At 65.2% G+C, this 13,672-nt stretch carries 14 protein-coding genes; 10 read left to right on the top strand and 4 right to left on the bottom strand.

The genetic code is table 11. The features are described from left to right. Positions 1-4 precede the first annotated feature (4 nt). The 3 genes from PVE73_RS06245 to PVE73_RS06255 all read right to left on the bottom strand — a co-directional run bounded on the left by PVE73_RS06245 (position 5) and on the right by PVE73_RS06255 (position 4,099). On the bottom strand, positions 5-2,005 hold the full coding sequence (locus PVE73_RS06245; protein WP_277366123.1) for a BCCT family transporter: 2,001 nt from the start codon (positions 2,003-2,005) through the stop codon (positions 5-7). A gap of 146 nt (positions 2,006-2,151) precedes the next feature. Next, positions 2,152-3,627 carry an FAD-dependent oxidoreductase gene (locus PVE73_RS06250; protein ID WP_277366124.1) on the bottom strand — a complete coding sequence of 492 codons (1,476 nt, stop codon included), beginning with the start codon at positions 3,625-3,627 and terminating at the stop codon, positions 2,152-2,154. A gap of 4 nt (positions 3,628-3,631) precedes the next feature. After that, the gene (locus tag PVE73_RS06255) at positions 3,632-4,099 is read right to left on the bottom strand and encodes a YbhB/YbcL family Raf kinase inhibitor-like protein (RefSeq protein WP_277366125.1); all 468 of its coding nucleotides are present in this window, start codon (positions 4,097-4,099) and stop codon (positions 3,632-3,634) included. 161 nt (positions 4,100-4,260) lie between these two features. Here PVE73_RS06255 and PVE73_RS06260 point away from each other — a divergent pair, with 161 nt between their 5' ends. From PVE73_RS06260 to PVE73_RS06270, 3 genes are read left to right on the top strand one after another with little or no spacing between them, the layout of a single operon-like run. Next, on the top strand, positions 4,261-4,662 hold the full coding sequence (locus PVE73_RS06260; RefSeq protein WP_277366126.1) for a YhjD/YihY/BrkB family envelope integrity protein: 402 nt from the start codon (positions 4,261-4,263) through the stop codon (positions 4,660-4,662). Positions 4,663-4,697: 35 nt separating this feature from the next. Then, positions 4,698-5,099 (top strand): YhjD/YihY/BrkB family envelope integrity protein, encoded by a 402-nt coding sequence (locus PVE73_RS06265; protein WP_277367362.1) that lies wholly within the window; start codon positions 4,698-4,700, stop codon positions 5,097-5,099. Positions 5,100-5,157: 58 nt separating this feature from the next. Next, entirely contained in the window at positions 5,158-5,907 is a 750-nt protein-coding gene (locus PVE73_RS06270; RefSeq protein WP_277366127.1) for a DUF4336 domain-containing protein, read from the top strand. Positions 5,908-5,924: 17 nt separating this feature from the next. On the opposite strand, the gene PVE73_RS06275 is transcribed toward PVE73_RS06270, so the two are convergent. After that, positions 5,925-6,290, bottom strand: coding sequence for a hypothetical protein (locus PVE73_RS06275; RefSeq protein WP_277366128.1), 366 nt, complete (start codon positions 6,288-6,290; stop codon positions 5,925-5,927). A 237-nt stretch (positions 6,291-6,527) separates the two neighbouring features. On the opposite strand from PVE73_RS06275, the gene PVE73_RS06280 reads away from it, so the two are divergent. From PVE73_RS06280 to PVE73_RS06310, 7 genes are read left to right on the top strand one after another with little or no spacing between them, the layout of a single operon-like run. Next, positions 6,528-7,196, top strand: a complete 669-nt coding sequence (locus PVE73_RS06280) for a cytochrome c3 family protein (protein ID WP_277366129.1) — start codon at positions 6,528-6,530, stop codon at positions 7,194-7,196. 6 nt (positions 7,197-7,202) lie between these two features. Beyond that, a complete protein-coding gene (locus tag PVE73_RS06285; RefSeq protein ID WP_277366130.1) occupies positions 7,203-8,846 on the top strand; it encodes a TAT-variant-translocated molybdopterin oxidoreductase in 1,644 nt (547 codons plus the stop codon). Between the two features lie 25 nt (positions 8,847-8,871). Beyond that, on the top strand, positions 8,872-10,185 hold the full coding sequence (locus PVE73_RS06290; RefSeq protein WP_277366131.1) for a 4Fe-4S dicluster domain-containing protein: 1,314 nt from the start codon (positions 8,872-8,874) through the stop codon (positions 10,183-10,185). Next, positions 10,182-11,522 carry an NrfD/PsrC family molybdoenzyme membrane anchor subunit gene (nrfD, locus tag PVE73_RS06295; protein WP_277366132.1) on the top strand — a complete coding sequence of 447 codons (1,341 nt, stop codon included), beginning with the start codon at positions 10,182-10,184 and terminating at the stop codon, positions 11,520-11,522. Before PVE73_RS06290 ends, nrfD begins: the two co-directional genes overlap by 4 nt. After that, positions 11,515-12,078, top strand: coding sequence for a DUF3341 domain-containing protein (locus tag PVE73_RS06300; protein WP_277366133.1), 564 nt, complete (start codon positions 11,515-11,517; stop codon positions 12,076-12,078). The genes nrfD and PVE73_RS06300 overlap by 8 nt, the downstream gene beginning before the upstream one ends. After that, the gene (locus PVE73_RS06305; RefSeq protein ID WP_277366134.1) at positions 12,075-12,605 is read left to right on the top strand and encodes a cytochrome c; all 531 of its coding nucleotides are present in this window, start codon (positions 12,075-12,077) and stop codon (positions 12,603-12,605) included. The genes PVE73_RS06300 and PVE73_RS06305 overlap by 4 nt, the downstream gene beginning before the upstream one ends. Then, positions 12,602-13,651, top strand: coding sequence for a hypothetical protein (locus tag PVE73_RS06310; protein WP_277366135.1), 1,050 nt, complete (start codon positions 12,602-12,604; stop codon positions 13,649-13,651). Before PVE73_RS06305 ends, PVE73_RS06310 begins: the two co-directional genes overlap by 4 nt. Positions 13,652-13,672 lie beyond the last annotated feature (21 nt).

Genomic DNA, 13,672 nt, shown 5'->3' on the forward strand with positions numbered 1-13,672 from the left:
CAATTCAGGACTGGGGAACATCCGGCGCATGTTCGGGGGCGCCGACAACCAAGGAGGCTTCCGGCGACTGGACGAGCTGCAGGTAACGATCGAACTGTACGAGCACGTCGTCGATGATCTGCTGCTGCGCCATGCCCATGAGATCGTAGCCGCGGCTGCCGTCGCTGAAGTAGGTCCGTGCTTCGTAGCGCAGATTCCCTTGGGCCGCTTCGAGCGCGGAGAAGGCCGGTAGACGATAGGCGGTCGGCTGGACGCCATAGACGAAATCGCGCATGCCGCTTGCGGGAACGGTGAGCGAGACGGAATATTCGCCGTTCTCGCGCGTAACGTTGGCCGGGCGACCGCGCTTCTCGATCTCCTGTGCCACGTTTTCCAGGGCGGGCGCGACAACCTTGGCGATATGACTGGTCACCTCCGCCTCGGTGGGCGCATTGAGGATCAGGCCAAGGCGGCGTTGCCAGGTGAGCCCTGCGGCAGGATGAGCCTGGGGCACGCTCACGGTGGAGCCAACCTGTGTCTGCGCGACGTCCGACTTCATGCCCTTGAACAGCGCCCAGACCAGGGCGAGCATGATCAGGGAGAAAGGAAGCGCGGTGGCGATGGTGGCCGACTGGAGAGCCGCAAGGCCGCCGGCCAGCAGGAGGACAGCCGCGATCATGCCTTCGAGTACGCACCAGAAGACGCGCTGGCGCGTGGTCGTGTGCGTCTCGCCGCCTGCCGCGATCGTGTCCACCACGAGGGAACCTGAGTCGGAGGAGGTGATGAAGAACACCGCCACCAGCAGGACAGCCAGCGAGGAGGTCACCGCTGGAAGCGGCAGGTACTGGAAGAACTGGAACAAGGCCACGGACAAATCCTCGGATACCGCGGAGGCCAGGGCCCCGCCGGCGACGGTGGTGTCGATAAACAGGGCGGTGTTGCCGAAGACGGTCATCCAGAGGAAGGTGAAACCCGCGGGGATGAAGAGAACCGCGATCACGAATTCACGGACCGTCCGGCCGCGGGAAATCCGGGCGATGAACATGCCGACGAAGGGCGACCAGGAGATCCACCATGCCCAGTAGAAGAGCGTCCAGGCGTCGATCCACGGGCGCGGCTCGTAGGCATAGATGTTGAAGGTGCGCAGCACGATCGTGTCGAGATAGAAACCGATGTTCTGAACGAAGTCCCGCAGGAGCTGGGCCGTCGGGCCGACCGACAGGACGAAGAGCATGAGGAGCAGGGCAAGGACCAGGTTGAACTCGCTCAAGCGGCGGATGCCCTTGTCGACGCCGGTGATCACCGAGACCGTGGCGACCGTCGTGATGGCGGCGATGAGGACGAGCTGGACCGGCGCGCCGATCGGCAGGCCGAGAAGATAACTAAGGCCGGCATTGATCTGCAGGACACCGAAGCCCAGCGAGGTGGCTATGCCGAACAGCGTTCCGCAGATGGCGAAGATATCGACCGCGTGCCCGATCGGACCGTCGATCCGATGCTTGAGAAGCGGGTAGAGGCCGGAGCGGACGGTGAGCGGAAGATTGTAGCGGTAGCCGAAATAAGCCAGCGACAGGCCCACCACGGCGTAGATCGCCCAGGCATGGAAACCCCAGTGGAAAAAAGTGACGCTCATGGCCTCGCGCTGCGCCGCGATGGTTCCGGGCTCGGCTTCCGGCGGCGCCGAGAAATGGGTCATCGGTTCGCCCACCGCGAAATACATGAGCCCGATCCCCATGCCGGCCGCGAAGAGCATGGCCACCCAGGACACATAGCGGAAGTCAGGCGTCGAATCGTCCGGACCGAGCTTCAGGTCGCCGAAACGGCTCGCGGCAAAGAGGATGACAGAACCGATGAAGATCCCCACCGACAGCAGATAGAGCCAGCCGAAGGTGCCGAGAATCCAGCTTTGTGCCGCGGCGAAGATCGCCTCTGACTGGCCCGGAAAGAAGACGCCGATGGCCAGGAATATAGCCGTAATGGCGACGGAGCCGAAAAACACCGGCGGATTGATAACAAAGCCGAACATGGGCGCACCTCGAAGATTAGAACGCAACCGGGAAAACAGATTCGATACCCAATGAGCAAGAAGAGGTCGAACAAAACTGATGTTTCTCGATAATTGGGCGGCCAAATGCGTTTGGTGATCTCGGCCCGCATTCTAACAACAAACATCTATCGCTCAACCACCGGCAGCGGTTTTCGGGCCGGCCCGTGGATAACCGATCCGTCCGCGGTGAAGATCGAGCCGTGACAGGGGCAGTCCCAGGTCCGGTCCGCATTGTTCCAGGTGACGGTGCAGCCTTTGTGGGTGCAGCTTGCGGAAAGCGTGTGGAGGCCGCCGTTCTCGTCCCGCCAGGCGGCGATCTTCTCCTCGCCGCGCACGAGCACGCCTCCCTGGCCGGGCTCGATCTCATCGAGGCTGCGCACAATGGACTGGCTGTCGCCGCTCTTGTGGAAATCCTCCGGATAGGGCCGCGTCGGATCGTACAGCGCTAGCCACGGATTCGGGCGTCCGGCGATCCGATCGGCGATCATCATGCCCACTGCCGTGCCGTTGCTGATGCCCCAGGCGTTGAAGCCCGTGGCGATATGGAATCCCGCGGCCTCTTCCGGATCCGGCTCCCCGGCATAGGGCACGCGGTCGGCTGTATCATAGTCCTCGTTGCACCAGCGCCACAGCGCTTCGCCAACCGGCAGGTGTGCGCGCGCCCATTGTTCGAGCTCCACGAAACGGGCCGCCACATTGCCGTCCTGGCCGGTCCGGAAATGCGGACCGAGCGCGACCAGCACAGGGCCCGCGGCATCACGGCCGGTGCGCAGCGAGCGCGAAGGCTCTTCCACGGTGATGAACATGCCGTCGATGATCGCAGGGTCATCGATGCGGAAGGCTATGGCGACATGGCTCCTCGGCTGTGTGCGGTGCGACATGCCGACCGGGCTCTTCACGGTCATATTGGTCGCCACCACCACGTTTTCCGCGTGTACGGTGCCGCCGTCGGTGACCACGCGCCAGCGGCTCGCGTCCTCGATCAGGCGTGCACGGCTGTTCTCGAAGATCTGTCCGCCACGGGTCTTCACCATGGCGGCGAGGCCGATCAGATATCGCGCCGGGTTGAACTGCGCCTGATCAGGAAAGCGAAGGGCGCCGGCCGTCTCGAAGGGAAGGGGAGCGCGGTCGAGAACCTCCGCTTCGAGCCCAAGGCTGCGCGCGGCCTCTGCCTCCGCCTCGATCCTGGGGCGGATCGCAGGATCCCGCGTGTAGGCATAGGCGGATCTTTCCTCCAGGCCGCAGGAAATGCCATGCTCGGCGACCCAGCTTCTGATCTGCCCGGCGCCGGCGCTGTTCGCCTCGGCGTAGTCGCGGGCGCGGTCCAGCCCGATCGCGTCGATCAGGTCCCGATAGATGAGCCGGTGCTGCGTCGTGATCTTGGCCGTCGAGCGGCCCGTGACCTGGCGGCCGACCCGCAGTCCCTCGACAACGATGACGGAGCGGCCCGCTTCGAGGAGCCGCAAGGCTGTGGTCAGGCCGACAATGCCCGCCCCCACCACCACCGTCTCGGCATGAATGGAGCCGTCCAGGGATGGGTATTCGGCCGCTTGCGCGTTTTCCGTCCAGCAGCAGCCTGGTTTTCCCGAGAGCGCGCTCATCGGCTCACACCTTCTCGTAGGTGCCGACGAACTCGGCTTCGGCGATCACATGCGGCTTTGCCTGATCGAGCATGTCCTCGATCCTCGCCTTGCCGTCACAGTGGAGCGTCTCCACGTCGAGCGCGGCGAGACGGAAATGGTAGTGGTGAACGCCGTGACCCTTGGGCGGCTGGGGACCGTCATAATGCGGGTTGCCGAAATCGTTGACCCCATGGCCGAGGCTTTCCGTCTTGGCGCCCGCAGTCGTGCTCTCGGGAAGCCGGTCGCGGTTTGCGTCTATGTCGTAGACGCCCCAGTGGCGGAATGTGCCGGAGGGTGCGTCGGGATCCTCCACCACCAGCATGAAGCTCTTGGCTCCGGCCGGCGCATCCCGCCAGACCAGCGGCGGCGAGACGTTCTCTCCGTCGCGGACGAATCTGTCCGGAATCCGCTCTCCGTCGCGGAAGGCTGGGCTTTCGAGCGTGAATGCCATCGGTTCCTCCTTGATTCTGATCGCGTCCTGCCGCCCGAACCCGGGACTGCCTCAACGGTTCCGAAGCCGTGCCGGACCGGCGCCAGGGGCGGTGGGGCTGGAACCATGCGGCGGCCGGTATGGTTTGCCCGGACGCGCGGTGGCGCTCAAAGGGTTTCCAGATGCTGGAGCAGGTCCGCGAAATCACCAGGGATGCCGTCGCCGGCTGGTGGACGGACCGGGCTTTGAGCCTCGGCGCCGCGATTGCCTTCTACGCGGCGTTTTCACTGGCGCCGATGCTCCTGATGGTGATAGCCGTCGCCGGGCTGGTATTCGGGCGCGAGGCGGCGCAGGGCGCGATCGTGGACGAACTGGCAGGGCTGTTCGGAAGAGAGGGCGCGCGCCAGCTCGAAGCCATGATCTCCGGTGCAGGCGACTTCGGATCCGGAATCGTGGGGACCTTCATCGGCCTCGTGACTTTCCTGGCGATCGCCACCGGCGCGCTGGTCGAGATCCAGAACGCGCTGAACATCATCTGGAAGGCGCGGCAACCCGAGACGCTTGGCGGATCTGGGGCTTCCTGAGAAGCCGGCTCCTGAGCCTTGCTCTCATCGCAAGCATCGGCTTCCTTCTCCTCGTTTCGCTGATCGTGGACGCGGGGCTGGCGGCTGCCTCGGACTATCTGCTCGGCGCCTTCCCCGGCGCGCGCCTGCTCTGGATTGCGATAAACTTCGCCCTTGGCTTGTTTTTCGCAGTCCTCCTGTTCGGGCTGATCTTCGCGATACTGCCGAATGCGGAGCCGACCCGGGCGGAGGTCATCATCGATGCGCTGGTCAGCGGCATTCTCTTCACCGTCGGGAAGTTCGTGATCGGGATCGCGATCGCCAGAAGCGGTGCGACCTCGGCTTACGGCGCCTCCGCCAGCATCATGACCATCATGCTGTGGGTTTACTACTCCTCGCAAATCCTGCTGTTCGGAGCGGAGTTCGGCCGGGCATATCAGCGCTGGCGGAACAGATGAGACGATGCTTTCCTTCCGCATCTCCACCCCGAATCGAACACCGGGAGCCTCGTCCTTCATGCCCCAGAAGCCGCACGGTGCCTATCCGCCGCTCAATACGCTCAAGCCCGTTGCGAAGGATGTCTGGATCGTCGACGGCCCGCTCATACGCTTCGGCATGCCCTGGCCGAAAATGCCGTTCCCGACCCGCATGACGGTAATCCGGCTCTCCGGTGGCGGGCTCTTCATCCATTCCCCCACGCCGCTGGTGCCGGAGCTTAAAGGGCAACTCGAGGATTTGGGCGCTCCGCGCTGGATCATCGGTCCCAATCGCATCCACTACTGGTGGATACCCGAATGGCGGAATGCTTACCCCGAGGCGGAAATCCATCTCGCGCCCGGAATCCGCGAGCAGGCCAAGGGGCGCATCGATTTCCCCGCGCACGAACTTTCGGCGGAGGACGGCTATCCCTGGGACGGCGCGCTTGCCACGCTTCCCGTTTCGGGCCGCTACATGACCGAGGTGGAGTTCTTCCACCATGCCAGCCGGACGCTGGTGCTGACGGATCTGATCGAGAATTTCGAGCCCGCCCGGCTCGACGGCTTCATCATGCGCTGGCTCACATGGCTAGGAGGGGTGCAGGACCCCCATGGCGGGATGCCGCGCGACATGAGGATGACCTTCTCCCGGAACCGGGAAGGGCTGAAGGCCGCGGTGGAAAAAATGATCGCCTGGAATCCCGAGCGGATCATCCTGGCGCATGGACGATGGTACATGCGCAACGGCGCCGCGGAGCTGCAGCGCGCATTCGCCTGGCTGATGAAATAGGGAGGGCGTGTCGCCGGTCAGCTCTTGATCAGCTCGTCCCTCGCGACGTTGAGCACGACACCGTCGCCGGAGACGGAGCGGATCTGGTCCGGCAGGATGTAGCGGTCCGCGGCGAAGAGGCCGTCCGCATCGAGGCGCACGAAGCCCTCCCGCATCATCCGCTCGTGCAGCACCTCGGGGACGTTGTCGATCCTGAACACGTCGGCGAATTGCTCGAGAAGGGTCTTTCCCGTCCTGTCGACGGTGCCGGGGGTGACCGTCTCGGCCTGCGGGGTTTCGGGATCCTCGTCGGAAAAGTGCACCCACTCCACGGTGCCGATCTCCTTGCCGGAGACGTCGGTCACACGCATGCCTTCCCGGATATCCATAAGCGGACTGCTCATTTCCTTCCTCCTCTCTGCCGTCGGCCCTTGGCTGCGCTGCAAGCGGTCTTTCGTCAACGGGTGAGCATGCACACGGTTCCGTGTTCGCGGGGGCCTTCCGGAAAAATCGGAACCTCCGCGCGCACCGTCCAGCCGCCCCTCAGCGACGTTCCTCCCGATTCATTGCAGAGTGGAACATCCTCGCATCGCAACCGTTCAAAATGACAGCCGCCAGTGCACGAGAGGGAGTTCATCCGTATGCCGCAAATCTTCACGGCAACGGCGGACACGCGGCTGCGCGCCGTGCTGCTGCTGCTTGCCCTGTTGCTTGTTGCGGCCGTCCTGTTTGCGGGGGGATACATGCAATCGAGCTATGCCACGCTGGTGGGATGGGTGCAGGACCAGCCTGTTCCCTTCAGCCATCAGCATCATGTCGGTGGGCTCGGCATCGACTGCCGCTATTGCCATTCGACGGTGGAGGTGAGCGAGCATGCCGGCCTTCCGGCGACGGAAGTCTGCATGACCTGCCATTCGCAGCTCTGGACCGGCGCGCCCATGCTGGCGCCGATCAGGCGGAGCCTTGCGACGGGCGAGCCGATCCGTTGGCAGCGCGTCGCGCGGCTGCCCGACTATGTCTATTTCGATCACTCGATCCACATCGCGCGCGGCGTGCCCTGTGTGGAATGTCACGGGCGCGTCGACCAGATGCCGCTCATGAAACGTGCCGAGCCTTTTCAGATGGGCTGGTGCCTCGACTGCCACCGCAATCCGGCGCCGCATCTGAAGCCTCCGGAGCAGATCACGCGGATGGACTGGACGGAGTGGGAGAAGGACCCGGAGGCGCACCGGCTCTACGGCGCGTTGATGATGAAGGCCTACGGCATCGAACCGTCTACTCTGGACGACTGCAGCATGTGCCACAGGTGAGAAGGAATGGGACGCACCGCACCTGCCGATAGCGCTGCGATGATCCGATCGCGGTTGCGCGGCAAGACGGGCCGTGCCTTCTGGCGCAGTCTGGACGAGCTTTCGCGCACGGTCGACTTTCAGGCGTTTCTGGAAGCCGAGTTTCCGTCGCTTGCCCCAACGGCGGCGGAAGTCGATCGGCGCGGGCTCTTGAAGGTGATGGGCGCCTCGTTGGCGCTGGCAGGCCTCAGCGGCTGTTCGGGCCAGGCCGACGATCGGGCGCTCCCTTATGTCCAGTCGCCGGAATTCGTCGTGCCGGGCAATCCGAAATATTACGCGACCGCCGTCACCATGGCGGGTTACGCCCAGCCGGTGACCGGCAAGACCCATGTCGGCCGGCCGGTAAAGCTGGAGGGCAATCCCGGCCATCCCGGCACCAAAGGTGCAACCGATCCCTTCCTGCAAGCTGCGCTTCTCGGGCTTTACGACCCCGACCGGTCGCAGTCGCCGCGGCGGGCCGGGCGGCCTGCAAGCTGGGAGGCCTTCGATGGCGCGATGGTGGCGCGGGCGCGGGAACTGGATGCACGGCGGGGCGCGGGGTTTCGGCTCCTGACCGGAGCCGTGACCTCGCCAACGCTGGCGCGGCAGATCGCGGCGATGATGCAGCGCTGGCCGCAAGCGCGCTGGCATGTGCTGGAGCCGGTGGACGACGGCCTGCGCCGGGAGGCTGTCCGGCGCGTCTTCGGGCGTGCGTTGCAGCCGCATCCGATGCTCGACAGGGCCGAGGCGGTGGTGAGCCTCGACGACGACCTCCTGGGGCCAGGCCCGTACCAGGCGGTACGCGCACATCGATGGTCGCTGCGTCGCCACGCCTTCCAACGCGGGGAGGGTGAGAGCCGGCTTCTCGTTGCCGAACCCGTTCCCACGATCACCGGGGCGATGGCGGAGGACCGGCTGATCATTGCGCCGGCGCGGACGGTGGTGCTGGCGCAAGCCCTGGCGCGAGGCTTCGGCGTACCGGGCGGTACGGAGCCCGCGCTTACCGAACGGGAGCGGCAGTGGGTCGATGCCGCCACGGCGACGCTGCGGGCGCATCCCGGGCGTGCACTCATCAGCGTCGGCGCGCGGCATGCGCCGGAGGTGCAGGCGCTCGGATTCCTGATCAATGAGCGCATCGGCGCTCTCGGTGCGACGCTGCGCTTCACCGATCCGATCACGGTAGAGCCGCCGGACGGGATGCGCTCGATGGAGGCCCTCGTGGAGGCAATGAATGCGGGAGATATCTCCACGCTCGCCATGCTCGGCGTCAATCCCGCCTATGCCACGCCCTCCGGGCTCGGCTTCCGCGAGGCGCTGGAGAAGGTGGAACTCCGCATCCATGCAGGGCTCCACTATGACGAGACGGCGGCGCGCAGCCACTGGCATGTGCCGGTGGAGCACGAACTTGAGACCTGGAGCGACGCGCGCGCGGTGGACGGCACCGTCAGCGTCCTGCAGCCGCTGGTGCGCCCGTTCCATTCCGTGCGCTCGCAGCACGCGATCCTCGAAAACCTCGCGGGGCGACCGGGGGCTGGTTCGGACGCGGTGCGGGAGACCTGGCGCGCGGAATGGGGGGGACCGGTTCGACGAGCGCTGGCGCGAGGCGCTTTTCCAGGGCTTCGTTGCGGATAGTGCGCCCCCTTTCGTCGCTCCCAACGTGATATCGCGGGATGTTCCTCTACCTGCGGCGCGGCAAACGAAAGATCTGAACCTTGTCGTAGGGCCCGACCCGACGATCTGGGATGGGCGCTTCGCTACCAATGCCTGGCTGCAGGAGACGCCGAAGCCCTTCACCAAGGTGACCTGGGGCAATGTCATCCTGGTCAGCCCGCAACTCGCCGCCGAACGCGAAATCGGAAATGGCGACGAACTGCGCCTGAGCGTCGACGGACGTGCCGTTACGGGCCCGGCCTGGATCATGCCCGGGCAGGAGGCGAACACCATCGCCGTCACGCTCGGATACGGGCGCGAGCGCGCGGGCGGCCCGGCGGAAGGGCTGGGCTATGACGCCTACCGTCTCCTACCCGCAGGAGGGCCATGGCATATCGGCGGCGTGGCGGTCGCCAGGACCGGCGAGACGCTGACCATCGCCTCAACGCAGTTCCACCAGGCGATGGACGGCTATGATTTCGTGCGCACGGTCGATCCGGCCGACCTGAATGCGGAGAAGCCCAACCCGCCGCCCGGCCCGGAGGCTGCCGAAGAAGCGGGTGCGCGCGCGCCAACCTTCTATCCGGTGCACGAGTGGACAAGCCCGTCCTGGGGCATGTCGATCGACCTAGACACCTGCATCGGCTGCAATGCCTGCGTGGTGGCCTGCGTGGCGGAAAACAACGTACCCGTCGTCGGCAAGGAGCTGGTGGCCGAGGGTCGCGAGATGCATTGGCTGCGCGTCGACCATTATCACGAGGGCCCGAAGGAGGACCCGAAGAGCTATTTCCAGCCGGTGCCCTGCATGCATTGCGAACAGGCACCCTGCGAGATGGGCTGCCCGGTCAATGCCGCCGTGCACAGCCAGGACGGGCTCAATCTCCAAGTCTACAACCGCTGCATCGGCACCCGCACTTGCTCCTCCTTCTGCCCCTACAAGGTGCGCCGCTTCAACTGGTTCGACTACACCGGCGATGACGCGGAAGAGATCCGCGCCATGCGCAATCCGGACGTGACGGTGCGTGATCGCGGCGTGATGGAGAAATGCACCTATTGCCTGCAGCGCATCAGCGACGCGCGGATCACGGCCAAGAAGGAGGGCCGCGCGATCCGCGACGGCGAGGTGAAGACGGCCTGCCAGCAGGCCTGCCCGACGCAGGCGATCGTCTTCGGCGACGTGAAGGATCCCTATACGGAGGTGAGCAGGCTCAAGGCCGGCCCGCGCGACTACAGCCTGCTGGAAGAGGTCAACACCTGGCCGCGCACGACCTATCTCGCCCGTATCGAGAAGAAGACCGGCGGGGAGGGAGAGAGCGGATGAGCCATCTCTCCACCAGCGAACGCGACCGCTATGCCGGGATCACCGAAGAGATCACGCGAATCCCGCTGCATTATCCCGCGCGGCTCGGCTGGTGGATCTGCTTCGGCTTCGCGCTCCTGCTGCTTCTCCTGTTCTTCGTCTCGGTGACGGTGCTCTTCCGGTACGGCGTCGGCGTGTGGGGCAACAACATCCCCGTTAATTGGGGATTGGCCATCGCCAACTACATCTGGTTCCTCGGCATCGGCCATGCCGGCACGCTGATCTCGGCGATGCTGCTTCTCGTCGGCGCCCATTGGCGCAACTCGCTCAACCGTTTCGCCGAGGCAATGACGCTGTTTGCCGTCGTCTGCGCCGGGCTCTATCCGATCCTGCATCTCGGCCGGCCGTGGCTCTTCTACTGGATGGCGCCCTATCCGAACACCATGACGGTCTGGCCGCAGTTCAAGAGCCCGCTCACCTGGGACTTCTTCGCGGTGCTGACCTATCTCACCGTTTCCGTGCTCTTCTGGTATATCGGCATCGTGCCGGACCTCGCGGCCGTTCGCGACCGGGCGAAGCGGCGCGGCGCGCAGATCTTCTACGGGCTTGCCGCCCTCGGCTGGCGCGGCTCGGCGCGGCACTGGGCGCGCTGGCGGCAATCCTACCGGCTGACGGCGGCGATCGCCGTGCCGCTGGTCGTCTCCGTGCATTCGGAGATCTCGCTGCTGTTCGCCGCCGGGCCCATTCCCGGCTGGGATTCCACGGTCTTCCCACCCTATTTCGTGCTGGGAGCGGCCTTTTCCGGCTTTGCCGTCGTCGCCATGATCGCGGTCGTCCTGCGCCATGCACTGGGGCTCGGCGATCTCGTCACCCCGCGCCATCTCGACCTCCTGGGGAAATTCCTGCTCGCGACCGGGCTGATGACCGGCTACGGCTATTTCGCGGAGGTCTTCACCGCGCTCTATGCCGGCGGGATCTACGAGAAGGGAACGCTTCTCGACCGGCTTTCGGGGCAGTATGCCTGGAGCTACTGGGGCGCCGCGTTTGCCAATTTCGTTCCGCTTCAGCTTCTCTGGTGGCGGCGTGTCCGCCGAAATCCGGTGCTCTTGTTCCTGATCGGCCTTTCCGTTTCGATCGGCATGTGGTTCGAGCGCTACATGCTGCTGGTGACGGCGCTCTATCGCGACTACCTCGTCTCCTCCTGGGGCGAGTACCATGCGAGCTTCTGGGAATGGGCGCTCTATACCGGCATGCTCGGCGTCTTCCTGGTGCCTTTCCTGCTCTTCGTCCGCTTCCTGCCGGTGATCTCCGCCTTCGAGGTCAAGGAAGCGCTGTTCACGGAGGAGCACCATGCATGAACCTTTGCCGCGGACGGAGCCCGTTTTCGGGCTGCTCGCCGAGTTCGATGGCGCCGATGACCTTATGAGCGGCGTGCGCAAGGCGCATGACGAAGGTTTCCGCCGGATGGACGCCTTTTCGCCTTTTCCCATCGAGGGTTTGGCCGAGGCGTTGGGTCACCGGGATATGCGCGTGCCGTGGCTGACTCTTTTCGGCGGCATCTTCGGTGCGGCACTGGGCTACGGCATGCAGGCCTACACCAATCTCGACTATCCGATCATCGTCGGCGGCCGGCCGCTGATCGCGGCGCCGGCCTTCATGCTCATCACCTTCGAACTGATGGTGCTTTTCGCCGTCCTCTTCTCTATTGGCGGCATGCTGGCGCTCAACCGTCTGCCGCGGCTGCACCATCCGCTTTTCGACCTCGAAGAATTCCATCTTGCCAGCAACGACAAGTTCTTCCTCCTCATCCTTTCCAACGACGAGCGGTTCGAGCGGGACCGTACGCGCGCGTTCCTCGCTTCGCTCAAGCCGGTTCGTATCGAGCTGATCGAGCACACGGAGGAGCCGGTATGAGGCGTCTTGCCATCTTTCCGGCGATTGCTCTGCTGCTGTCTGCCTGTGACGAGATGAGCCATCAGCCGCGCTACGATTCCTACGAGGAGAGCAGCCTCTTCGCCGACGGCAAGGCGCTGCAGGCTCCGCCGGCAGGAACGGTGGCGCGCGACGATCCCGCCTGGCAGGCGGCGCTGGAAGAGCGTCCGCCCATGAGCCTCGCCCTCCTGACGCGCGGCCGGGAACGCTTCGGCATCTACTGCACGCCCTGCCACGGCTATGCGGGCTACGGGCACGGCACGGTGCCCAATCGCGGCTTTCCGCAGCCGCCGAGCTTCCACGATCCGCGCCTGCGCGAGGCAGGTTCGCGCTATTTCGTGGACGTCATCACCCATGGCCACGGCGTGATGTATTCCTACGCCAATCGGGTCTTACCGGCCGACCGCTGGGCGATCGCCGCCTATATCCGCGCATTGCAACTGAGCCAGAACGCACCCGTGGCGATGCTCGATGCGCAGGAGCGCAGGAGACTGGAGGCGCAGCCATGAGCGATCGCTCCGTCCAGCTCTGGCTCGTCGGCGTCGGCTGCGCCGTGGCGGCGCTTGCCGTGTGCCTTGTCGTGCCGAAGGCGCTCGGAGGCTGGCTCATGGCGTTCGTCTTCTGGAGCAGCCTGCCGCTCGGCGCGCTCGTCCTCCTCATGATGATCCGCATCATCCCCGGAAAATGGCGCAGGGAACTCGGTGGCGCAGCGGAAGTCGCGATCCTGCTGTCGCCCCTGGCACTTCTGGCCGTCCTGCCGGTGTTTGCCGGGCTCGGCGCACTTTATCCCTGGGCCGATACGTCGGGCGAGGGTGGCTTTCGGGGCGCTTATCTGATGCCGTGGTCTTTCGTGCTGCGCACCGTTCTCTTCTTCGCCCTATCTGTGGCCCTGGCAGTTCTGCTCATGGGACGTCCCCGCTGGTCCATGCCCGTCTCCGTGGCGGGCCTCATCCTCTTCGTGCCCTTCGACACGGCGATCGCATTCGACTGGCTGATGTCGCTCGATCCCAAATTCCATTCGTCGGGTTTCGGCCTCTACATCCTGTCCATTCAGGTGGTGATCGCGGTTTGCCTGCTCATCCTGGCCTATCTGTCTGCCGGCCCCCGGGCTGGGCTATCGGGTATCCCGGGTGCCGTTCTGCTCAGTGCGCTTCTGCTCTGGGCCTATTTTGCCTTCATGCAGTTCTTCATCATCTGGTCGACGAACCTGCCGCATGGGGTGCTCTGGTATCAGCACCGCAGCGGCGGGGCGTGGACGGGGATCATGTGGGTTGTCGCCGCGCTGCATTTCCTGCCCGCCTTCCTGCTGCTCTTCAGCCCCTTCCGGCGCGGCAGGGCATGGTTGATGGGGTTTGCCGCCGCCATCCTGGTGGGAAAGGCGCTGGAGGTCTCATGGCTCGTCCTGCCGAACATCTACGCCGGCTTCCCCTCCGTCGCCGTCGCGCTGCTCTCGCTCGGGGGATTGGGCGCGCTCACGGCGGCGGCCGTCCCCCGGGCCAGGCGTTGGCGCAATCACGCGATGGTCTCTGCCGCGGAACGGGAATTCACGCCATGAGCACGCGGCACGACGCTCCAC

This window comes from Chelativorans sp. AA-79 (assembly GCF_029457495.1).
In the GTDB taxonomy this organism is placed as follows: Bacteria; Pseudomonadota; Alphaproteobacteria; order Rhizobiales; family Rhizobiaceae; genus Chelativorans.

What these genes read in the sequence shown, in the direction of transcription:
- PVE73_RS06310 (WP_277366135.1), top strand. Translation starts at nt 12,602, where the DNA reads ATGAGCGATCGCTCCGTCCAGCTCTGGCTCGTCGGCGTCGGCTGCGCC.
- PVE73_RS06250 (WP_277366124.1), bottom strand. Translation starts at nt 3,627, where the DNA reads ATGAGCGCGCTCTCGGGAAAACCAGGCTGCTGCTGGACGGAAAACGCG.
- PVE73_RS06280 (WP_277366129.1), top strand. Translation starts at nt 6,528, where the DNA reads ATGCCGCAAATCTTCACGGCAACGGCGGACACGCGGCTGCGCGCCGTG.
- PVE73_RS06255 (WP_277366125.1), bottom strand. Translation starts at nt 4,099, where the DNA reads ATGGCATTCACGCTCGAAAGCCCAGCCTTCCGCGACGGAGAGCGGATT.
- PVE73_RS06260 (WP_277366126.1), top strand. Translation starts at nt 4,261, where the DNA reads ATGCTGGAGCAGGTCCGCGAAATCACCAGGGATGCCGTCGCCGGCTGG.
- PVE73_RS06285 (WP_277366130.1), top strand. Translation starts at nt 7,203, where the DNA reads ATGGGACGCACCGCACCTGCCGATAGCGCTGCGATGATCCGATCGCGG.
- nrfD (WP_277366132.1), top strand. Translation starts at nt 10,182, where the DNA reads ATGAGCCATCTCTCCACCAGCGAACGCGACCGCTATGCCGGGATCACC.
- PVE73_RS06300 (WP_277366133.1), top strand. Translation starts at nt 11,515, where the DNA reads ATGCATGAACCTTTGCCGCGGACGGAGCCCGTTTTCGGGCTGCTCGCC.
- PVE73_RS06245 (WP_277366123.1), bottom strand. Translation starts at nt 2,005, where the DNA reads ATGTTCGGCTTTGTTATCAATCCGCCGGTGTTTTTCGGCTCCGTCGCC.
- PVE73_RS06305 (WP_277366134.1), top strand. Translation starts at nt 12,075, where the DNA reads ATGAGGCGTCTTGCCATCTTTCCGGCGATTGCTCTGCTGCTGTCTGCC.
- PVE73_RS06270 (WP_277366127.1), top strand. Translation starts at nt 5,158, where the DNA reads ATGCCCCAGAAGCCGCACGGTGCCTATCCGCCGCTCAATACGCTCAAG.
- PVE73_RS06275 (WP_277366128.1), bottom strand. Translation starts at nt 6,290, where the DNA reads ATGAGCAGTCCGCTTATGGATATCCGGGAAGGCATGCGTGTGACCGAC.